19 protein-coding genes are annotated in these 20,343 nt (G+C 64.6%); 14 read left to right on the top strand and 5 right to left on the bottom strand.

Annotation, left to right across the window (positions count from 1 at the left end):
* The first annotated feature begins 9 nt into the window (after positions 1 to 9).
* The 8 genes from glf to grxD all read left to right on the top strand — a co-directional run bounded on the left by glf (position 10) and on the right by grxD (position 7,490).
* Positions 10 to 1,158, top strand: coding sequence for a UDP-galactopyranose mutase (gene glf / locus AC6H0R_RS02550; protein WP_497579766.1), 1,149 nt, complete (start codon positions 10 to 12; stop codon positions 1,156 to 1,158).
* A 31-nt stretch (positions 1,159 to 1,189) separates the two neighbouring features.
* Positions 1,190 to 2,095: a glycosyltransferase gene (locus AC6H0R_RS02545; RefSeq protein ID WP_497579765.1), complete on the top strand. Its 906-nt coding sequence runs from the start codon at positions 1,190 to 1,192 to the stop codon at positions 2,093 to 2,095.
* A gap of 91 nt (positions 2,096 to 2,186) precedes the next feature.
* Positions 2,187 to 3,023: an NAD-dependent epimerase/dehydratase family protein gene (locus AC6H0R_RS02540; protein WP_497579764.1), complete on the top strand. Its 837-nt coding sequence runs from the start codon at positions 2,187 to 2,189 to the stop codon at positions 3,021 to 3,023.
* 174 nt (positions 3,024 to 3,197) lie between these two features.
* Positions 3,198 to 3,635, top strand: a complete 438-nt coding sequence (locus AC6H0R_RS02535; protein WP_497579763.1) for a hypothetical protein — start codon at positions 3,198 to 3,200, stop codon at positions 3,633 to 3,635.
* A 147-nt stretch (positions 3,636 to 3,782) separates the two neighbouring features.
* Positions 3,783 to 5,036, top strand: coding sequence for a glutamyl-tRNA reductase (gene hemA / locus AC6H0R_RS02530; protein WP_497579762.1), 1,254 nt, complete (start codon positions 3,783 to 3,785; stop codon positions 5,034 to 5,036).
* 16 nt (positions 5,037 to 5,052) lie between these two features.
* Positions 5,053 to 6,123: a peptide chain release factor 1 gene (gene prfA / locus AC6H0R_RS02525; protein WP_497579761.1), complete on the top strand. Its 1,071-nt coding sequence runs from the start codon at positions 5,053 to 5,055 to the stop codon at positions 6,121 to 6,123.
* Positions 6,120 to 6,977 (top strand): peptide chain release factor N(5)-glutamine methyltransferase, encoded by an 858-nt coding sequence (gene prmC, locus AC6H0R_RS02520; protein ID WP_497579760.1) that lies wholly within the window; start codon positions 6,120 to 6,122, stop codon positions 6,975 to 6,977. The genes prfA and prmC overlap by 4 nt, the downstream gene beginning before the upstream one ends.
* Positions 6,978 to 7,151: 174 nt before the next feature.
* Positions 7,152 to 7,490, top strand: coding sequence for a Grx4 family monothiol glutaredoxin (grxD, locus tag AC6H0R_RS02515; RefSeq protein ID WP_497579759.1), 339 nt, complete (start codon positions 7,152 to 7,154; stop codon positions 7,488 to 7,490).
* Positions 7,491 to 7,535: 45 nt separating this feature from the next.
* Here grxD and AC6H0R_RS02510 read toward each other — a convergent pair whose 3' ends face one another.
* Together AC6H0R_RS02510 and argH are read right to left on the bottom strand one after the other, a co-directional pair.
* A complete protein-coding gene (locus AC6H0R_RS02510) occupies positions 7,536 to 8,444 on the bottom strand; it encodes a fructosamine kinase family protein (protein WP_497579758.1) in 909 nt (302 codons plus the stop codon).
* A gap of 4 nt (positions 8,445 to 8,448) precedes the next feature.
* A complete protein-coding gene (gene argH, locus AC6H0R_RS02505) occupies positions 8,449 to 9,867 on the bottom strand; it encodes an argininosuccinate lyase (RefSeq protein WP_497579757.1) in 1,419 nt (472 codons plus the stop codon).
* Positions 9,868 to 9,965: 98 nt separating this feature from the next.
* On the opposite strand from argH, the gene AC6H0R_RS02500 reads away from it, so the two are divergent.
* Both AC6H0R_RS02500 and AC6H0R_RS02495 read left to right on the top strand, forming a co-directional pair.
* Positions 9,966 to 10,982 (top strand): sensor histidine kinase, encoded by a 1,017-nt coding sequence (locus AC6H0R_RS02500; protein ID WP_497579756.1) that lies wholly within the window; start codon positions 9,966 to 9,968, stop codon positions 10,980 to 10,982.
* On the top strand, positions 10,942 to 11,685 hold the full coding sequence (locus tag AC6H0R_RS02495) for a LytR/AlgR family response regulator transcription factor (protein ID WP_497579755.1): 744 nt from the start codon (positions 10,942 to 10,944) through the stop codon (positions 11,683 to 11,685). Before AC6H0R_RS02500 ends, AC6H0R_RS02495 begins: the two co-directional genes overlap by 41 nt.
* A 73-nt stretch (positions 11,686 to 11,758) precedes the next feature.
* Here the strand turns inward: AC6H0R_RS02495 and ppc are convergent, their stop codons facing one another.
* Complete coding sequence (gene ppc, locus AC6H0R_RS02490) at positions 11,759 to 14,512, bottom strand: phosphoenolpyruvate carboxylase (RefSeq protein WP_497579754.1); 2,754 nt, start codon at positions 14,510 to 14,512, stop codon at positions 11,759 to 11,761.
* A 49-nt stretch (positions 14,513 to 14,561) separates the two neighbouring features.
* Positions 14,562 to 15,143: a thioredoxin domain-containing protein gene (locus AC6H0R_RS02485; protein ID WP_497579753.1), complete on the bottom strand. Its 582-nt coding sequence runs from the start codon at positions 15,141 to 15,143 to the stop codon at positions 14,562 to 14,564.
* 46 nt (positions 15,144 to 15,189) lie between these two features.
* On the opposite strand from AC6H0R_RS02485, the gene hemC reads away from it, so the two are divergent.
* From hemC to AC6H0R_RS02465, 4 genes are read left to right on the top strand one after another with little or no spacing between them, the layout of a single operon-like run.
* Positions 15,190 to 16,122 carry a hydroxymethylbilane synthase gene (gene hemC / locus AC6H0R_RS02480; protein WP_497579752.1) on the top strand — a complete coding sequence of 311 codons (933 nt, stop codon included), beginning with the start codon at positions 15,190 to 15,192 and terminating at the stop codon, positions 16,120 to 16,122.
* Between the two features lie 43 nt (positions 16,123 to 16,165).
* Positions 16,166 to 16,969 carry a uroporphyrinogen-III synthase gene (locus tag AC6H0R_RS02475; RefSeq protein ID WP_497579751.1) on the top strand — a complete coding sequence of 268 codons (804 nt, stop codon included), beginning with the start codon at positions 16,166 to 16,168 and terminating at the stop codon, positions 16,967 to 16,969.
* 25 nt (positions 16,970 to 16,994) lie between these two features.
* On the top strand, positions 16,995 to 18,197 hold the full coding sequence (locus tag AC6H0R_RS02470; protein WP_497579750.1) for a uroporphyrinogen-III C-methyltransferase: 1,203 nt from the start codon (positions 16,995 to 16,997) through the stop codon (positions 18,195 to 18,197).
* A 10-nt stretch (positions 18,198 to 18,207) separates the two neighbouring features.
* Positions 18,208 to 19,377 carry a heme biosynthesis HemY N-terminal domain-containing protein gene (locus tag AC6H0R_RS02465; RefSeq protein WP_497579749.1) on the top strand — a complete coding sequence of 390 codons (1,170 nt, stop codon included), beginning with the start codon at positions 18,208 to 18,210 and terminating at the stop codon, positions 19,375 to 19,377.
* Between the two features lie 51 nt (positions 19,378 to 19,428).
* On the opposite strand, the gene hemF is transcribed toward AC6H0R_RS02465, so the two are convergent.
* The gene (hemF, locus tag AC6H0R_RS02460; protein WP_497579748.1) at positions 19,429 to 20,337 is read right to left on the bottom strand and encodes an oxygen-dependent coproporphyrinogen oxidase; all 909 of its coding nucleotides are present in this window, start codon (positions 20,335 to 20,337) and stop codon (positions 19,429 to 19,431) included.
* Positions 20,338 to 20,343: the final 6 nt, after the last annotated feature.

Genomic DNA, 20,343 nt, shown 5'->3' with positions numbered 1-20,343 from the left:
GGAGTGGGTGTGAAGAGCTTGGCTGTAGTTGGTGCAGGTTTCACCGGGGCAGTAATCGCACATGAGCTCGCGCAAGCCGGTTGCCGAGTTGTGGTTTTCGATGAGCGCACGCATGTGGCCGGGAACTGTCACACCGAGAGGGATGAGCAAACGGGTGTAATGACTCACGTTTACGGCCCCCATATTTTTCATACGAGCAATGAGCTCGTATGGGACTACATTCGTCAGTTTGGTGAATTCATGCCGTTCACTAATCGTGTAAAGTCTATTTATAAGGGTCGGGTGTATTCTCTTCCTATAAACCTCATGACTATTAATGCTTTTTTCGGGAAAGCCATGAATCCGAAAGAAGCGGCAGAGTTTATTGATTCAATAGCTGATAAGTCTGTTATTGATCCGGTTACCTTCGAGGAGCAAGCGCTTCGTTTTGTTGGTCGTGATCTTTATGAAGCGTTTTTCAAAGGTTACACGCGGAAGCAGTGGGGTATTGACCCCTCCGAGCTGCCTGCAAGCATTCTCAAGCGTTTGCCCGTGAGGTTCAACTATGACGACAATTACTATTCAAGCAGGTTTCAAGGGATTCCAAAAGATGGTTATACGTCAATTGTCGAGAAGATGCTTGACGATGATTTGATAGAGGTTCGATTGGGTGCCAAGTTTTGCCGAGGCATGGCTGAAGGGTTCGATCATGTCTTCTACAGCGGGCCTATTGATGCGTGGTTTGATTGCGCTGCAGGACGTTTAGGTTACCGGACCCTGGATTTTGTCGCAGAGCGCCATGACGGTGATTATCAGGGTAATGCGGTGATCAACTATGGCGAAGAGGATGTTTCCTGGACCAGAATTTCTGAGCACAAGCATTTCTCTCCTTGGGAGAGCCATGAATCTACGATTGTTTATAAGGAGTTCAGCCGGCAGTGTGAGGTAGGCGATGTGCCTTACTACCCCATACGGCTGGTTAAGGAAAAATCTCAGCTTGCAAAGTATGTCGATCTTGCGCTTGGCGAAAAAAATACGACTTTTGTTGGTCGGTTAGGTACTTATAGATATCTGGACATGCATGTGGCCATTGAAGAGGCTCTACAAGTTGCAAAACAGTATATTGATGCTGTTAGGTCGGATGGTCGAATTCCTGCATTTGTCGTTTCGCCGCTTTAGTGTTGCGGTTTTAGCTCTTTACGAATAACGGGTGAGAAAATTGGGTAAGCCCATTTCGCCATTGACAGTAACGGCAGTTGTTGTGGCGCACAATCGTCCAGAAGAGCTTTTGCTGGTAATCGATGCGTTGCTGTCACAGACCGTTCTTGTTTCCAGAGTGGTCGTGATTGATAACGCTAGTGTTGAGCCTGTATCAGGCGTAATCCAACCTAATCCGCGCGTTGACATTTTGCGCAGCGAGATCAATACCGGGGGGGCGGGTGGCTTCTCCCTTGGATTGCAGGAAGCTCTGTTGGGGCAGGCGGATTGGGTTTGGTTGATGGATGACGATGCTGTTCCGGCGTCTGACGCACTTGAGCGCTTACTTGATGCTGCGCATATAGCACCCGTTGGTGTAGGGGCTTTGTGTGCCTCGGTAGAAGAGTTTGGGCGTCGCTCCACATTTCACCATCGTAGATTTAATTTTCGAAACGGGAGAGAAACTGAGATAGCGCCTGCCGAGATTGTCGGGGCTAAACTGGTCGAAATCGACACCGGTTCGTTTGTGGGGTTTTTCGTTTCTCGGAGTGCTGCTCAGACTGTGGGGTTGCCTATCTCAGAGCTGTTTATTGGGTATGACGACACCGAATACTCCCTGCGACTTAGAGCCGCAGGGTATTTGTTGTTTATGGTTCCCGCTAGCCGAATGCTTCATTTGACTAAAGAACAGTCATTGTTGTCGAACAGTGCTTTCGGAGCTAAGCACTACTATCACATCCGAAATCAGATATACGTGAAGAAGACTTACACAAGGAATCGTTTTTTGGGTGTGTCGAGCGCGCTGATTAGAGCTGTCGCGATTTGGCGTGCCTCGAAAGGGCATGGCGGTGTTTCCGGTATTCTGCTGTTCGGTCGGGCGGTTACTGATGGCGTTTTTTCTCGGCTTGGACCTATCTGACTTGTGCCGCAGTGGGTGCTAGCGATTTGGGCCTGATGATTCGTAGGCCTCTGATTTGACAAGCCCTAGTCTCTCCGTCACTGATGTAGGTGTGCTGGGGGCTTCTAGCTTCGTCGGGCGCCGCGTGCTCGGCCGCCTTGCGGCAGCGAATCTTCGCGCACTGGCCTTTTCGCGTAATCCGCCTGTTGATGAAAGCGGTGTGTGGCGCCGTTTGCCGGCTGCGCCGGAGGGCGAGATTCCGCTCTGGATCTGCGTTGCGCCTGTCTGGGTGCTGCCCCAATATTTACCCTTCCTGCAGTCCAGCGGTGCGCGCCGTATCGTCGCCTTGTCTTCCACCAGTCGCTTTACCAAGGTCGGTTCCTCCGATCCGGCGGAGCAGGCGGTTGCCGCGCGTCTTGCCGAGGCCGAGGAGCAGGTCGCGTTCTGGTGTGATCGGCATGGGATCGAGCTGGTGATCCTGCGGCCGACACTGATCTACGGTCTGGGCGCCGACCGCAATGTGAGCGACATTGCCCGCTTTGTGCGGCGATTCGGCTTCTTTCCGGTGCTCGGTGCCGCGTCGGGCTTGCGTCAGCCGGTGCATGCCGAGGACGTTGCAGCCGCGTGCGTGGCGGCGTTGAGCGCGCCAGTGGCCGGGCGAGCCTACAACCTGTCGGGCGGTGAGACGCTGAGCTACCGCGCGATGGTCGAGCGTGTATTCGTTGCGCTGGGGCGAGGTCCGCGCATCGTTTCCGTACCGGTCGGCCTGCTGCGTGCAGCCGTGCCGCTGGCGCGCTGTCTGCCGCGCTATCGCCACCTCACTCTTGATATGGGCCACCGCATGAACTGTGATCTGGTGTTCGATCATGCGGATGCGGCGCGCGATCTGGGGTTTGCGCCGCGTGCCTTCTCGCTTCCAGCGAGCGATATTTCGCCGTCCGTGTTGTAACAGGCCCTTTCACGCATCCCGCCTTCGTACTACGATGCCACATGGCTGGAATCGGCCTGCAGGGCGCGAGAGCCCTTGGTCTGCGGGCTCGGGCCGGTGGTTGGATGTGAAGCCTGTGTATGCCGGATGCGTTTCATCCGGCTTGATCGAATACATGTTGAGAGGAGATTTGCCATGAAGTTTGTGAAACTTGCACTGCCCGTCGTTGCGATCGTGTTTGCGGCCGGTTGCGCGTCGACCCAGGACATGGAGCGCCTGCGCGCTGATGTCGAGGAGCTGAAGGCGGCGACGGTGGCCAACGCCGGGTCGGCCAAGGCCGCCAATGACGCGGCCGCAGTGGCGACCAAGCAGTCGCAGCAGGCTGCGGCAGTGGCCCTCAACGCCGATCAGGTGAGCCAGGCTTCGGCGCAGGATGCGGCTGCTTCGCGCGCTGCAAGTGAAGCGGCGGCGGCCGATGCCAAGGCGTCGAGCGACGGCGCGCTGGCGGCGGCCAAGGAAGCCGAATCCATTGCTTACGATGCCAAGGCCGTGGCCTACAAGCTGCGTTCGGATCTGGTCAGCAAGGACGTAATCCCGAGCGAGTCCGAGAAGGCCGCAGCCGGCGCGAAGTAATCCGGCGCTGTCCTGAAGAAGCCGCGGCATGGTGACATGCCGCGGTTTTTTTTTTGTGCCCGGAATGCGGCGGAATGCCTGATTTCATGCGGTATTTGCGGGGGTGGGCGGTGATATAATGCGCCGTCCTCCCGCCCCGTTCCCTGCATGCAACTCTATGCCCTCGGCCTCAATCACCTCACCGCGCCGCTCGCCATCCGCGAGCGCGTGGCGTTTCGGCCTGACCGGCTGGGTGATGCGCTGCATGACCTGACGCACGCGGGGCCGGTGCGCGAGGCGGCGATTCTGTCGACCTGTAATCGCACCGAACTGTATTTTGCGGCCGAACAGCCGCAGGTGGCGGCCGACTGGCTGGCGGGCTTTCACCAGCTGCCGTTGGCCGAAGTGTCGCCCTATCTGTATGCCTACCCGCAGCGTGATGCGGTGCGTCACATGTTCCGTGTGGCTTCGGGGCTGGATTCGATGGTGTTGGGCGAGCCGCAGATTCTCGGCCAGGTGAAGGAGGCCGCGCGCTGCGCCGAGGAGGCCGGCACGCTTGGCACCTTGCTGCACAAGCTGTTCCAGAACACCTTCGCGGTGGCCAAGGAAGTGCGTTCGACCACCGCCATCGGCGCCAATGTGGTGTCCATGGCGGCCGCTTCTGTGCGGCTCTCGGAGCGCATTTTCGACACCCTCGCTCACCAGCGCGTGCTGTTCATCGGTGCAGGCGAGATGGTGGAGTTGTGCGCGGCGCATTTTGCGGCGGCCAAGCCGGCGTTGATGGCCGTGGCCAACCGTACCGAAGCGCGTGCGCAGGTGCTGGCCGGGCGCTTCGGCGCCGAGGTGATGCGGCTCGATACCATTGGTGAGGCGCTGCCGCGCTTTGACATCGTGGTGTCCTGTACGGCCGCACCGCTGCCCATCGTGGGCCTGGGCATGGTCGAGCGTGCGATCAAGGCGCGCCGCCACAAACCGATGGTGATGGTGGATCTGGCGGTGCCGCGCGACATAGAGCCGGAAATCGCCAAGCTCGACGATGTGTTCCTGTACACCGTCGATGACCTTTCGCAGATCGTGCATGCGGGGCTGGAATCGCGTCAGCAGGCGGTGGTCGAGGCCGAAGGCATCATCGACCAGCGCGTGGATGGTTTCCTGCACTGGGTGCAGGCGCGCGAAGCGGTGCCGACCATCCGCGCCCTGCACGGCCACGCCGAGGCCATGCGTGCGGCCGAGCTTGAGCGCGCCCGCCGTGCGCTGGCGCGTGGCGAAGACCCGGAAGCGGTGCTCGACATGCTCTCGCGTGGTCTCGCGCGCAAGCTGCTGCACGGCCCGGTGCATTACATCAACCGCGCCGACGGCGAGCAGCAGGCCGACGCCAGCCGCGTCGTGCGCAGCATCTTCAATCTCGACAACCAGGACTGAGCGCAAACCCGGCCCGATGAAGCAGAGCATCCGCGACAAACTCGAACACCTCGCCGCCCGGCTGGAAGAGCTCGACCGCGAGCTGGCTTCGGGTGACGTCGAATCCATCCGCGATCTAGGCCGCGAGCGTGCCGAGATCGAGCCGGTGGTGGCGCTGTATCACGACTACGTGCAAACCGAGCGCGAAACCGCGGGTGCACGCGAGATGCTGGGCGATCCCGAAATGCGCGAGCTGGCCGAGGGTGAGGTTGAAGCCGGCGAGGCCCGCATCGAGGCGCTGGAGGCGGATCTGCAGCATGCCTTGCTGCCGCGCGATCCGGACGACGGCCGCAACCTGTTTCTCGAGATTCGCGCCGGCACGGGTGGTGACGAGGCAGCGCTGTTCGCCGGCGACCTGCTGCGCATGTATTCGCGCTACGCCGAGCGTCAGCGCTGGAAGGTCGAGATCGTCTCCGCCAGCGAATCCGATCTGGGCGGCTACAAGGAAGTCATCGTTCGCATGGCCGGCCAGGGCGCCTATGCGCGGCTCAAGTTCGAGTCCGGTGGCCATCGTGTGCAGCGCGTACCGGCCACCGAGACGCAGGGCCGCATCCATACCTCCGCCTGCACCGTGGCCGTGATGCCCGAGGCCGACGAGCTGGCCGAGGTGGCCATCAACCCGGCCGATCTGCGCATCGACACCTACCGCGCTTCCGGCGCCGGCGGGCAGCACATCAACAAGACCGACTCGGCGGTGCGCATCACGCACATTCCGACCGGCATCGTGGTGGAATGCCAGGACGACCGCTCGCAGCACCGCAACAAGGCGCAGGCCATGAGCGTGCTGGCTGCGCGCATCCACGACCAGCAAGTGCGCGCCCGCCAGTCGGCCGAGGCCGCCACGCGCAAGAGTCTGGTCGGCAGCGGTGACCGCTCCGAACGTATCCGCACCTACAACTTTCCGCAGGGTCGGGTCACCGACCACCGCATCAACCTCACGCTGTACCGCCTGGATGCCGTCATGGAGGGCGAACTCGACGAACTCGTCGACGCGCTCACGCTCGAGCATCAGGCGGACCAACTGGCCGAACTGGCGGGGGAAACATGATCGACGCCACCGCTCCGGACGTATCCGGCGCCCTGGGTTGGGCGCGCGAGTACATCGAACTGGCTGAGGCACGCATCCTGCTGCGTCGCGTGCTGGGCTGCACCGGCGCGCGGCTGGTGTCGCACCCCGAGGCGCAGTTGCAGGACGCGGAGTGGGAGGAGTTCCGCCATGTCGTCACGCGCCGGGCTTCGGGTGAGCCGATTGCCTACCTCACCGGCGAGCGCGAGTTCTTTGGCTACAGCCTGATCGTGACGCCGGCCGTGCTGATCCCGCGTCATGAGACCGAGCTGGTGGTCGAGCTGGCCATTGCCCATTTCAGCGGACGCCCCAAGGCCCGCGTGCTGGATCTGGGCACCGGCAGCGGTGCGCTGGCGGTGGCGATTGCCAAGGAGCTGCCGGAGCCTGACGTCACCGCGGTAGACCGCTCACGCGAAGCGCTGCTGGTGGCCATGGCCAATGCCGCGCGGCTGCGCGTGTCGGTGTCTTTTGTGGTGTCCGACTGGTTTTCGGCGCTGGAAGGCGACCGCTTTGATCTGATCGTGGCCAATCCGCCGTATGTGGCTTCGGCCGATCCGCATCTGGGCGAAGGCGACGTGCGTTTCGAGCCGCAGACCGCGCTGGTGTCGGGTCCGGAGGGGCTGGACGACATTGCCGGCATCGTGGCGCATGCACCATATCACCTGGAGTCAGGCGGCTGGATCTTCATCGAGCATGGCTACGATCAGGCGCACCGCGTGCGCGGCTTGCTGGCGGACGCGGGCTTTGCCGGTATCGCGTCTTGGCGTGATCTGGGCGGCATCGAGCGCGTGTCGGGCGGTCAGTGGCTGGGCAAGGGCGGCGCCGGAAAGCACTAGAACGCGTCGAGCCGCAGACGAAACGCGCCATTGGCGGCCGTATTGGCGCGATTTGTTGAAATTCGCTGTGTTCATCCCGACATAGGCTTTGGCCGCGCGGCTTGACGCAGTGCAACGTGATTCATAGAATATCCGACCAATTAACTCGGGCATTTGCCCGTCGGGAAGCCACACATGGACATGCAGGAATTCATTCGCGAACAGATCAACACCCACCCGGTGGTGCTCTTCATGAAGGGCACGCCGCAGTTTCCGCAGTGCGGTTTTTCGTCCACGGTGATCCAGATCCTCAAGCAGTCCGGGCTGACCAAGGTTGCGGCCTTCAATGTGCTGGAGAGCGACGATCTGCGTCAGGGCGTCAAGGAATTCTCGAACTGGCCGACCATCCCGCAGCTCTACATCAAGGGCGAGTTCGTTGGTGGCTGTGACATTGTCAAGGAACTGTTCGAGACCGGCGAGCTTCAGCCGATGCTGGCCGCCGCCGATCCGGAAGGTGCTGCACCGCAGGCCTGAACGGCCGCATGCAGCTAAAAAAGGCCGCCTCGAGGGCGGCCTTTTTCATTCGCTGCGCGTGCCCAGTTCGAAATCGAGTTTGGTGACCAGACGCTCCGCCTCGCGCAGGTAGCTGCGCCCGAACAGGTTGAGGTGGTTCAGCACGTGATACAGGGCGTACAGCGGCTTGCGCGTCTCGAAGCCGTCGTTGAGCGGCCAGGCATGGCGGTAGGCGGCATAGAAGGCGGGCGGAAAGCCGCCGAAGAGTTCGGCCATGGCCAGATCGGATTCGCGGTCGCCGTGGTGCACGGCCGGATCGAACAGCGCGGGTTGGCCGTCGGCAGTCATGGCCGCGTTGCCGTGCCACAGGTCGCCGTGCAGCAGGCTGGGTTGCGGGCGGTAGTCGAGAAACAGACCGGCGAGGCGTTCGATCACGCGTTGGCCATGGCGCTGCAGCTCGCCGGTGAAGCCGTTCTCGCTGGCACGCAGCAGCTGTGGTGCCAGTCGGCGCTGAGCAAAGAACAATGCCCAGTTGTCGCTCTGCACGTTCTCTTGCGGGTTGCGTCCGATGAAGTTGTCGCGCGACCAGCCGAAGCGCTCGCCGGTGTGCTGGTGCAGTTCGGCCAGCGCCTCGCCCATGCGCGTGCCGTCGCTGGCCGAGCCGAGTGGAGTCAGATCCAGGTGTTCCAGAACCAGGCAGGCGCCGTCTTCGTCCGCACCCAGGGCGATGACGACCGGTACGCGTACTGCGCCGGTGTCGGCCAGCGCGGCCAAGCCATCCGCTTCGGCTTCGAACAGGTCGCGCGTGTCAGCCGGGCCGTGCTTGACGAAGTAGCGCACGCCGCCGCCGGAGACGCTCAGCGCGCGGTGCGTGTCTCCGCCCGAGACGGCGCGTGAATCGGTGATACGGAAGGCGTTGCCGGTGGCTTCACGGATGGCGCGCTCGACGCGCGTGAGGGTGCCGAGCGCGTTCATCGAATCAGGCCTTGAGGCGGGCGCGGGCCGCGGCAATCGCTTTGCGCACCTGCTCCGGCGCGGTGCCGCCGATGTGATTGCGCGAGGCCAGCGAGCCTTCGACGGTGAGCACCGCGAACACGTCTTCGCCGATGCGTTCGACCGCGCCCGGCACATGGGCCATGGCAATGCGCAGTTCGTCGAGCGTGCAATCGGGCAGATCACAGCCCTTGATCTCGGCGGCGCGCACGGCCAGCGCCACGGCTTCATGTGCGTCGCGGAAGGGCAGGCCCTTCTTGACGAGGTAGTCGGCCAGGTCGGTGGCGGTGGCAAAACCCTGGGTCAGCGCGCTCTTCATCGCTTCGGGCTTCACACGGATGCCGGTGACCATGTCGGCGTAGATGCGCAGCGTGTCGATCACCGTGTCGGCGGTGTCGAACAGCGGCTCCTTGTCTTCCTGATTGTCCTTGTTGTAGGCCAGCGGCTGGCCTTTCATCAGGGTCAGCAGCGCGATCAGGTTGCCGTTGGTACGGCCGGTCTTGCCGCGCACGAGCTCGGGCACGTCGGGGTTCTTCTTCTGCGGCATGATCGAGCTGCCGGTGCAGAAGCGGTCGGCCAGGTCGATGAAGCCCACGCGCGGGCTCATCCACACGATCAGCTCTTCGGACAGGCGCGACAGGTGCGTCATCAGCAGCGCGGACGCGGCGCAGAATTCAATCGCGAAGTCTCGGTCGCTGACGGCGTCGAGCGAGTTGTAGCAGACCTCGTCAAAACCCAGCTCGCGCGCGACGAATTCGCGGTCGATGGGGTAGCTGGTGCCGGCCAGCGCGGCGCTGCCCAGCGGCAGGCGGTTGGTGCGGCGGCGGCAGTCGGCAAAGCGCTCGGCGTCGCGGCGCAGCATCTCGTGATAGGCCATCAGGTGGTGGCCGAAGGTCACGGGCTGAGCGACCTGCAGGTGCGTGAAGCCGGGCAGGGCGGTGTCGGCGTGGGCTTCGGCCACGTCGAGCAGGTTGTGCTGGAATTCGGTGATCAGGCCAAGGATGTTGTCGATGGCGTCGCGCAGCCACAGGCGGATGTCGGTGGCGACCTGATCGTTGCGGCTGCGGCCGGTGTGCAGGCGCTTGCCGGCGTCCCCCACCAGTGCGGTGAGGCGCTTCTCGATGTTCAGATGAACGTCTTCGTCGTCGAGGTTCCACGCGAACTCGCCGCGCTCGATCTCGCCGGAAATCTGCGTCAGGCCGCGTTCGATGTCGGCGCGGTCGGATTCGGCGATGATGCCCTGGCGTGCCAGCATCTTGGCGTGCGCGAGCGAGCCACGGATGTCCTGGGCGGCCATGCGCTGGTCGAAGAACACCGAAGCGGTGTAACGCTTGACCAGATCGGATACGGGTTCGGAAAAACGCCCGGACCAGGCCTTGGGGGCTTGTGCGGAAGTGTCTGTCATAATGGACGCGGCTTGCGGGTTGGGGCGCCGACTGATCGGCGCCGGACGGCGGGGGGCAAAAAAGCGTGCAAAGTATAAAGCAAAAGCCGGGCAGGCCCTTGCCGCGCCGCCATCTGCCCGACTTCCGTAACCTCGGTGTGGTGCTGCGTGTGCTGTTGCTGGTCAATGTGCTGGCGCTGCTCACGGCACTGGTCGCCGAGCCCGACGTGCGTGCGCTCGGCGAAGGCTTTCTGCTGATGCTCGGGCGCGTGCAATTGCCGCTGTTCGTCGTGGTGCTGCTGTTGTTCTTCGCCTCCCCGTTGCTGGCCCGCCTGCCGTACCACGTGGGGGCGGGGCTGCTGCTGGTGGCGTCAGCGCTGGCGGCGCTGGGCATCTTTCCACTGCTGGCCGCAGCTAACGAACATTCCTGGCGCTGGGTGCTGTGGGCGGTGGGAGCAGCGCTGATGGCCGTGCTCTATTTCGATTATCTCGCGCGTCGGCTCACGCCTTCGGTGGTCGAGGCGCGCTTGATGGCGCTGACCTCGCGCATCCGGCCGCACTTCCTGTTCAACGCACTCAATGGCGTGCTCGGCGTGATCCGCTCCGATCCGCGTCGCGCCGAGCGGGCGTTGGAAGAGCTGGCCGAACTGTTCCGCGTGCTGATGCGTGAGAACCGGGAACTGGTCGCACTGGGCGACGAGATTGCGCTGTGCCGCCGCTATCTCGACATCGAATCGCTGCGTATGGGCGAGCGTCTGGTGGTGCGCTGGGAGATCGAGCCCGGCACCGAAAATGTGCGGGTGCCGCCACTGATGGTCCAGCCCTTGCTGGAGAACGCCATCTATCACGGCATTGAGCCGATGGCCGAGCCCGGCGAAGTCGGTGTGCGCGTGGCGCGCAGCGGCTCCGAGTTGCTGATCGAGGTCGACAACCCGGTGGCGCCAGCGGCGTTGCCGCACGCCGGCAATCGCATCGCGCTCGACAACATCCGCGAGCGTCTGCTGCTGTTCTTCGATCTGGAGGCGCGGCTCGACAGCACGAGCGAGGGAGGCCGCTACCGTGTCACCATTCGCTTGCCCTTCCGGAGGAATCCCTATGCAGGCCAAGACACCGTTACGGGTGCTGATCGCGGATGACGAAGCGCCGGCGCGCAGCCGGCTGCGCGACCTGCTCGGTGACATCGCGGCCGAGCAGCCCAACGAGATCGTCGGCGTGGCCGCCAACGGCGTCGAGGCCTTGCGCCTGCTCGATGTGCAGGCGGTCGACGTGGTGTTGGCCGATGTGCGCATGCCGGCCATGGACGGTGTGGAGTTCGCCCGCCAGGCCGCCCGGCTGGCGCATCCGCCGCGCGTGATCTTCACCACCGCCTACGACGACTATGCGGTAGAGGCTTTCGAGCTGGCCGCCACCGACTATCTGGTCAAACCGGTACGCGCCGAGCGCCTGGCCGAGTCGCTGGCGCGCGTGCGCAGTGCGCTCGATACCGGCGCCGGGGTGCCGCGCCAGCACTTCAGCGTGACCGAGCGCGGACGCATCCTGCTGCTGCCGGTGGTGGATGTGCTGGTGCTGCGGGCCGAGCTGAAATACGTCACCGCGATCACCGGCGAGCGCGAGTACGTGCTGGATGAATCGCTGGTGCACATCGAAGAGGAATTTCCGTTGCGCTTCCTGCGCGTGCACCGCAACTGTCTGGTGGCGCGTGACGCGGTGGCGGGCGTGGAGCGCGCCGGAGAAGAGGGCGGTGAGCCGCATTGGGACATCGTGGTGCGGGGGCTGGACGAGCGCCTGCCGGTCAGCCGCCGGCAGTGGCCGGCCGTGAAGCATGCGCTGCGACTGTAGCGCAGGCCGTGTCGGGATGAAAAAAGGGCGCTCCCGTTGCGGAGCGCCCTTTTTGTTTGGCGGGGGCTGCGGATCAGCCGCTGTTGCGCAGACCGGCCGCGACGCCGTTGATCGACAGGTGGATGCCCAGTCGGATGCGCTCGTCTTCGGGGTTTTCGCGGTAGCGACGCAACATCTCGATCTGCACGTGGTTGAGCGGGTCGAGATACGGGAAGCGGTTACGGATCGAGCGCTTGAGCAGCGGGTTGCCGTCGAGCAGCTCTTCCTGCTCGGTGATCGCCAGCAGCATCTTGACCGTTTCGTGCCATTCGGCCTGGATGCGGCCGAAGATCGCGTCGCGCAGTTCCACGTCCTTGACCAGACCGGCGTAGCGCGAGGCAATTGCCAGATCGGTCTTGGACAGCACCATGTCCATGTTCGACAGCAGCGAGGCGAAAAACGACCACTCGCGGTTCATCTGGCGCAGGCGCTCCAGACCGTCCTCCGGGTGGGCCTCGACAAACTTGCGTGCTGCCGTGCCGAAGCCGTACCAGCCCGGCAGCATCAAGCGGCACTGCGACCAGCTGAACACCCACGGAATCGCGCGCAGGTCTTCGATGCGCTGCCCCTTCTTGCGCGAGGACGGGCGCGAACCGATGTTGAGCTCGGAAATTTCCGAGATCACGGTCGATTCCCAGAAGTAGTTCTCGAAGCCCTCGGTCTCGTACACCAGCCCGCGATAGGCGGAGAAGGCGTTGTCCGACAGCGTCTGCATGGTATCGAGGAATTCGCTGCGCGGTGCCGGCGCAGTGCCCGACAGCAGCGTGGCTTCCATGGTCGCGGCGACGATGACTTCGAGGTTGCGGAAGCCGACCTCGGGGTTGTCGTACTTGGCGGCAATGACTTCGCCCTGTTCGGTCAGGCGGATCTGACCCTGCACGGCGCCGCCCGGCTGAGCCAGGATGGCCTGATAGCTCGGGCCGCCGCCACGGCCGACCGAGCCGCCACGACCATGGAACAGGCGCAGGCGCACGTCGTGTTTGGCGAACACTTCGACCAGGCCGATCTCGCCCTTGTACAGCGACCAGCCGGAGGTCAGGAAGCCGCCGTCCTTGTTGCTGTCGGAGTAGCCCAGCATGACTTCCTGGTTGCGATTGCGCGAGCCGGCGAGCAGCTTCATGTACTGCGGCAGCGAGAACAGGCGATCCATGATGCCCGGCGCGTTGACCAGATCCTCAATGGTTTCGAAGAGCGGGATGATGTTGCCGTCGAGCGCATCCTCGTGCGGGCGCAGGATGCCGGCTTCCTTGAGCAGCAAGGCCAGTTCAAGCAGGTCGGAGACGCTGTCGGTCTTGGAAATGATGAAGTTGGTGATGGCTTCGGTGCCGAAGCGCAGGTGTGCGGCGCGGGCGGCGCGGAAGATCGCCAGTTCGGACTCGGTCAGCTCGGAATACTTTACGTGCGGCGACACCAGCGGCCGTGGTGTTTCGATTTCTTCGAGCAGCAGTGCGATACGGGCTTCCTCGTCGAGCGCGAGGTAGTCTGCCTCGACGCCGGCAGTGGCCAGCAGCTCGGCGACTACGCGTTCATGCACGTCGGAGTTCTGGCGCAGGTCGACCGGCGCGAGGTGGAAGCCGAAGATCTTTACGGCGCGACGCAGCAGACGCAGCTTGCCGCGCGCCAGCGTGGCCGAGCCGTTGGCCACCAGCGAGCGGTGGATGGCGTCGAGGTCTGCAAGGAACTCCGACGGCGTGGCATAGGCCTCGCCTTCCATCAGCACCTGTCGCGGCGTGGGCTTGCCGAGCAGGGCGCGGTAGGTGCCGGCCAGGCGTTCGTAGATGCCGATCATGGCGCGGCGATAGGGCTCGTCGGTGCGCTGGCGCGAGGCGTCGCGCGACTTGGCGGCGAGTTCGCGCACGGCATCCGACACGTTCACCAGCCCTTCGGCCAGGGACAGCCGGCTGCCCAGGGTCTGGACTTCATCGAGGTAGTAGTCGAGCGCGGTCTCGGCCTGCAGCAGCAGTGTGCGCTGCAGCACTTCGTGCGTGACGAAGGGGTTGCCGTCGCGGTCGCCGCCGATCCAGCTACCGATCTTCATGAAGGCCGGCAGTTCGGTATTGGCCAGCGCCGGATCGCGCTCGGCGAGGTGCTCCTCGATGGTGGCGTAGAGCTTGGGCAGTTGGCGCAGGAAGGTGATGTCGAAGTAGGACAGGCCGTTGGAGACCTCATCCACCACCGACGGGCGCACAGGACGCAGCATGCGCGTCTGCCACAGCGTGAGCACCGCGCGACGGATTTCCTCTTCCGACAGCGTGACCTCTTCGGGCGTCATCTCGATGCGGTCGCGATCGTCGAGGTGGCGCGCAATGCGCATCTGCGAGTTCAGGATGCTGCGGCGCTGCACCTCGGTGGGGTGGGCGGTGAGCACCGGAGAGATCATGGCGGAGTCGAAGAAGCCGGCCAGCTCGCTGGGTGTGATGCCGCGTTCCAGAGCGTCATCCATCGCGCGCGGCAACGTGCCCTGGCGAGGGGTCGAGTGCATGCGCAGATGGTAGCGGCTGCGGCGGATGTGGTGCTGGTCCTCGGCGATATTGGCCAGATGCGAGAAGTAGCTGAAGCCGCGCACGACCTGGATGGTCTGTTCGCGGGCCAGCGCGTCGAGCAGTTCTTCCAGCTCACGTTTGGCGGAATGATCTTCATCGCGGCGGAAGCGCACCGAGGTCTGGCGGATCCGTTCGATCAGCTCGAAGGTGGCCTCGCCCTGCTGCTCGCGGATGGTGTCGCCGAGCAGGCGGCCGAGCATCCGGATGTCGTCGCGCAGCGGCGCGTCCTTGTCCTGAGTGGTCATGGAGGGGATTCCTGCGTGTTGTCGTTTTTGGGCGTGCGGGCGCTGACCATCAGGGGCCGGCGTCTGCACCGCGATTCAGGGAAGCCAGTTGTCCGGGCAGGGGAAGCAGTGGCGCAATGTCCGCCGACTGTGCTCGTCCCGCGCTGAGCCGCGCACGAGCCTGAGCGATCGCCTGCAACACCTGTTCGGCATAAAAATCGATGGCGCCCATGCCCACGATGGGCTCCGTCAGCCGCTGGCCGGAGGGGCCATAGATTACCAGCATTGGCGTGAAGCGCGCGGCTTCGTCCCGCGCAAAGCCGCCATGCGTGGTGTTGCGACCGGCAAAATCCACCAGCGGCGTGGCGCGGTCGATGTCGATCTGCGCGAAGCGCGCGCCGACATCCGGCTGGCGCGACAGCGGCACCAGCTGGCTGCGCGCACGGTCGCACCAGCTGCAGTTGTCCTGGCTGTAGAGCACCACCAGCGGCTGGCCGTCGAGCAGCATGGCGCGGCCGGTTGCGGCGAGGTCGCTAGCGCCCGGCAGGGTGCCGGCTGCGGCCGCGGGCGGTGCAGGGGCCCATGCTAGAATGAGCGCCGTCATGCAGGCTGCAGCGTGTCTTGCAGTCGCGGCGAAATAACTTTCGATCATCGTTTTCCGGGGCTTCACGCCCCGCCGTCCAGAGTAGCCAAGATCCATGAATCCGAGTACGCCCGAGCGCATCGTCATCGCCACCCGAGAAAGTCGTCTCGCCCTGTGGCAGGCCGAACATGTGCGTGTGCGACTGCAGCAATTGTATCCCGCCTGCAGCGTCGAACTGCTCGGCATGACGACGCGCGGCGACCAGATTCTCGACCGCCCGCTGGCCAAGGTGGGGGGCAAGGGGCTGTTCATCAAGGAGCTTGAGACCGCGCTGCTCGACGGACGTGCCGACATTGCCGTGCATTCAATGAAAGACGTGCCGATGTCGCTGGAGCCGGGCTTCGCGCTGGCCTGCATCACCGACCGCGGCGCGGCGCTCGATGCCTTCGTGTCCAATCGCTACGACAGCCTCGACGACATGCCGCCGGGGGCGGTGGTCGGCACTTCGTCGCTGCGTCGTCAGGCCCAGATCTGCGCGCGTTTTCCGTATCTGTCGGTGAGCAGCCTGCGTGGCAACCTCGACACGCGTCTGCGCAAGCTCGACGAAGGACAGTACGACGCAATCATTCTGGCCGAAGCCGGCCTGCGCCGCCTTGGCATGGACGAGCGCGTGCGCTCGGTGCTGCCGGCCGAGCAGTCGCTGCCGGCCGTCGGCCAGGGTGCGCTGGGCATCGAATGCCGCGCCGACCGAGCCGATCTGCTCAAATGCCTGGAACCCATGAACGACGCTGAAACCGCGGCGCGTGTGACCGCCGAGCGGGCCGTGTCGCGTGCGCTGGCCGGTAGCTGCGAGGTGCCGCTGGGCGCCTATGCGCTGCTGCGCGACGGCAAGCTGTGGCTGCGCGGTTTTGTGGCCATGCCGGACGGTTCGCGCATGGTCTGCGCCGAGCGTGAGGGCTACCCCGATCAGGCCGAGGAAATCGGTCTGGCGCTGGCTGAGGAGCTGCGCGCCCAGGGCGCCGAGGAAATCCTCGCCGCCCTCGACTGAAAGCGTGCCGCCGGCAGGCGGACCCGGTGCAGGGAGAGACAAGGTGCAGCACACGCTGGCAGGCAGGACGATTGTCGTGACGCGCCCTGCCGGGCAGGCCGACGCGCTGTGCGAGGCCATCGCGGCACGTGGTGGGCAGACCATGCGTTTCCCGGTGCTGGGCATTGCCCCGGCTGCCGACGCGGCCCCGCTGCAGGCGGTTGCGGCACGGCTCGATGAGTTTCATCTGGCCTTCTTCGTCAGCCCCAACGCCGTCGAATTTGCCCTCGGCTACATTCTTGAGCAACGTGAATGGCCTGCCGGTCTGTCCGTCGCGACGGTAGGCGGTGGCAGTGAGCGCGCGCTCCAGCGCATGGGTTTTGCCAAGGTGATCGTGCCGGTTTCAGGGTTCGACAGCGAAGCCGTACTGGCGCTGCCGGAGTTTTCGGCGGAAGCGGTGCGGGGGCGCAAGGTGGTGGTGTTTCGCGGTGACGGCGGGCGCGACCTGCTGGGCGAGGTGCTGACGCAACGGGGCGCTGCAGTCGAATACGTCGCCGTATATCGTCGCTACTGCCCGACAGCGGACAGTGGCCGCCTGGTCGAGGCCGCGCAATCCGGCCGGCTCGATGCCATCGTGCTGACAAGTAGCGAAGGTGTACGTAATCTAGAAGCAATGCTCGGGCCGCAGGGCATGCGGGCAATGTGTGATGTGGCGGTGTTTGCACCGCATCCGCGCATTGCCGGATGTGCTCTGGAGGCGGGCTTTCGCCGCGTTGTCGAAACCGATGCCGGCGATGCCGGCATCGTCGCAGGGCTCGAACACGGGCTTGTGCCACGCTCCGCCGCCGGTGCCGGCGGCTCACTTTGAATCAGTCTCGGTTAAACTTCCGGCCATGGACAAACAGACTCCCGCGCTCACCCAGCCCCCTCCGAACGCCAGCGACGAAGCCCGTGCAGACGAGGCTGCGAGTGTCGCTGCGCCGCCTGCCGGCGGCGACAAGGGCAAGCCTCCCGCAGCGGCGGACAATGCTCCGCGCAAATCCGGCAAGCTCGCGCTGAGCCTGTCGGTGCTGGCGCTGATCGGCGTCGGCGTGGTCGGCTGGCAGACCTACGAGCTGCGCAAGGGCGCCGGCGATTTGCGCGGCGAAGTTGCGCAGCGACTGGCCGAGGCCGATTCGCGCGCGACCGAGATGCGCGCGCTGTCGCGCCAGGCGCAGGAATCCATCGCTACCCTGCAGGGGCGTTTTGGCGCGCTCGAGTCCAAGGTGGCGGCGACCGAAGGGCAGGCTGCGGCGCTTGAATCGCTGTATCAGGAATTTTCGCGTACGCGTACGGATCGCGTGCTGGCCGAAGTCGCGCAGGCGGTCACCATCGCCGCGCAGCAGCTTCGTCTGGCGGGCAACTACGAGTCCGCGCTGATTGCGCTGCAAAGCGCCGAATCGCGTTTGGCTGCGCCGGAGCTCGCGCATCTGCACGACCTGCGTCGCGCGCTGATGAAGGACATCGACGCGGTCAAGTCGCACCCGCAGATCGACGTCAGCGGCATGTCGCTGCGCCTCGAACTGCTGTTCGCCCACATCGACCGCCTGCCGCTGGCCTATGCCGTGGAGCCCATCGATCACGCGCCGGCCATGGATGCCCTGCCCGAAGTTGCGCCTGGAGAGGGTGATGCGCGCTGGTGGAACAAGGCCCTGGGCTTCATGCACGCGCTTGGTTCGGATGCCTGGAACGAAGTGCGCGGCATGATCCGGCTCGAACGCATGGATCGCGCCGATCCGGCGCTGCTGGCACCGTCCCAGGGGGTGTATCTGCGTGAGAACGTGAAGATCCGCCTGCTGACCGCGCGACTCGCGCTGCTGGCCAGTGACGTGCGCACCTATGGCACCGACCTGACCATGGCGCGCGAATGGCTGGAGCGCTATTTCGACACCGGAGACGTCCAGGTGCAGCGTGTGCTTGGCGAGCTGGAGCAGCTGGTCGCCATCGACATGAATGCCGAGGCGCCGACGCTGACCGACACCTTCGCCGCGCTGGGCATGGTACGTGGCCGCAACAGCGCCGAGCCGGCCGCCGCGCCTGCTGGCGCAGCACGCTGAGGGGCCGCGCATGCGTGCATTGATCTGGATTCTCGCGATCTTCGCCATCGCTGCCGGCGTGGCCATGATGGCCGGCGCCAACGAAGGCTATGTGCTGATCGTCTCGCCGCCGTGGCGTGCGCAGGTTTCGCTGAACCTCGTCATCGTCGTGGCCTTGCTGTCCTTTGTGCTGTCCTACGCGCTGATCCGGGTGCTGCGCAAGACGCTCGGCCTGCCGGGGCGTGTGGCCCATTACCGCGCCCGACGCCGGGAGCACAAGGCTTCCACGGCCTTGCACAACGCGCTGCGGGCGCTGGCCGAAGGGCGCATGTCGGATGCGCTGACACACGTCAAGACGGCGGAGTCGGTCGACCGTTCCTACGAGGTCGCGCTGCTGGGCGCGCGGGCCGCACACGGCCTGAACGACGCGCGGCGTTGCACCGAATGGCTGGACAAGGCCGAGCGTTACGACGGCCGCATCCCGCGCCTGCTGGCCGAGGCCGGCTTTGCACTGGAGCGTGGTGCGCTGGATACGGCGCAGCGGGCGCTGGATGCGCTGCGCAACGATGGTCATCGCAGCACGGCTTCACGCCGGCTCGAGCTCGAACTGGCGCGTCGTCAGGGCAAGTGGTCCGAGGTGGCCGAGGCCGTGCACCAGCTCCAGTCCGACCGTGCCATGCCGGCCGACGAGGCGCGTGGCCTGCTGCGCGCTGCGCGCCTGGAGGCGATGCGCGCATGTGCCGACAATGACATCGAAGTGGCTGCCCGCTGGCGTGATCTTCCCAAAGAAGATCTGGCCGATCCGGTCATGCTGGCGGCCGTCCTGCCTTTGCTGGCGCAGACCGGACAGGGCGCACTGGCCCGTCGGGCGGTCGAGCGCCGGCTGGACGAACACTGGGATTCGGAACTGGCGCGTCTGTACCACCTGTGCACGCAAGGCAATGATGCGCGCGACGGACTGGCCCGCGCCGAGAAGTGGCTGGTTGCGCATCCGGACGATGCCGGCTTGCTGGCTTCGCTGGGGCGTCAGTGTCTGGCCGCGCAGATCTGGGGCAAGGCGCAGAGCTATCTGGAAGAGTCGCTCGTGCGTGCGCCGCGGGCGGATGTGCATGTCACGCTGGCTGCGCTGTTCGAGAAGCTCGAGCGCCCGGACGATGCTGCGGAACAGTACCGACTGGCGGCCAAACTGCGCGCGCTCTGAAGCAGCGTCATCAAACAAAAAGCCGCACCCTCAGGTGCGGCTTTTTGTTGTTCAGGCCCAGTCCTGCGGCTTGAGGTATTTCTCGTACAGCTCGGCTTCCGGCGAGCCGGCTTCCGGCGTCCAGTCATAGCGCCACTTCACGATGGGCGGCAGCGACATCAGGATGGATTCGGTACGTCCGCCCGACTGCAGGCCGAATAGCGTGCCGCGGTCGAAGACCAGGTTGAATTCCACGTAGCGCCCGCGTCGATAGGCCTGGAAATCGCGCTCGCGCTCGCCATACGGCGTGGCACGGCGGCGCTCGATGATCGGCAGATAAGCGTCCAGAAAGGCGTCGCCGACCGAGCGTGTGAGACCGAAAGCCTGCTCATACGGCGTGTTGCCGTCTGCGCCCAGATCGTCGAAGAACAGGCCGCCGACGCCGCGCGGCTCGTTGCGATGCTTCAAGTGGAAATAGCGGTCGCACCACTCTTTGAGTCGGGTGTACTCGGCTGCGCCGCCGAAGGGCAGCACGGCATCGCGGCAGGTGGCGTGGAAATGGCGCACGTCCTCTTCGGCTGCGTAATACGGCGTGAGATCCATGCCGCCGCCGAACCACCACACCGGCGGCTTGTCTGCTGCGCTGGCGACGAAGCAGCGCACGTTCATGTGCACGGTCGGGCAGTAGGGGTTGCGCGGGTGCAGCACCAGCGATACGCCCATGGCTTCGAAGGCACGGCCGGCCAGCTCCGGACGGTGCGCGGTGGCCGAGGCCGGCATGGCATCGCCGGTGACGTGCGAGAAATTGACGCCGCCACGCTCGAAGAAATGGCCTTCCTCGACGACACGGGTCAGACCGCCTCCGCCGCCGGGACGATCCCAGCCGTCGGCACGAAAGGGGGTGCCGTCGAAAGCCTCCAGCTGCGTGACGATGTTCTGCTGGAGCCCGGTGAGGTAGGTTTTGACCGCGTGAATATCCATGCTGCG

It is taken from the genome of Pseudazoarcus sp. NS36, assembly GCF_059703705.1.
The sequence above is the reverse complement of the archived record's forward strand: the minus strand, read 5'-3'. Positions and strand labels throughout refer to the sequence as shown.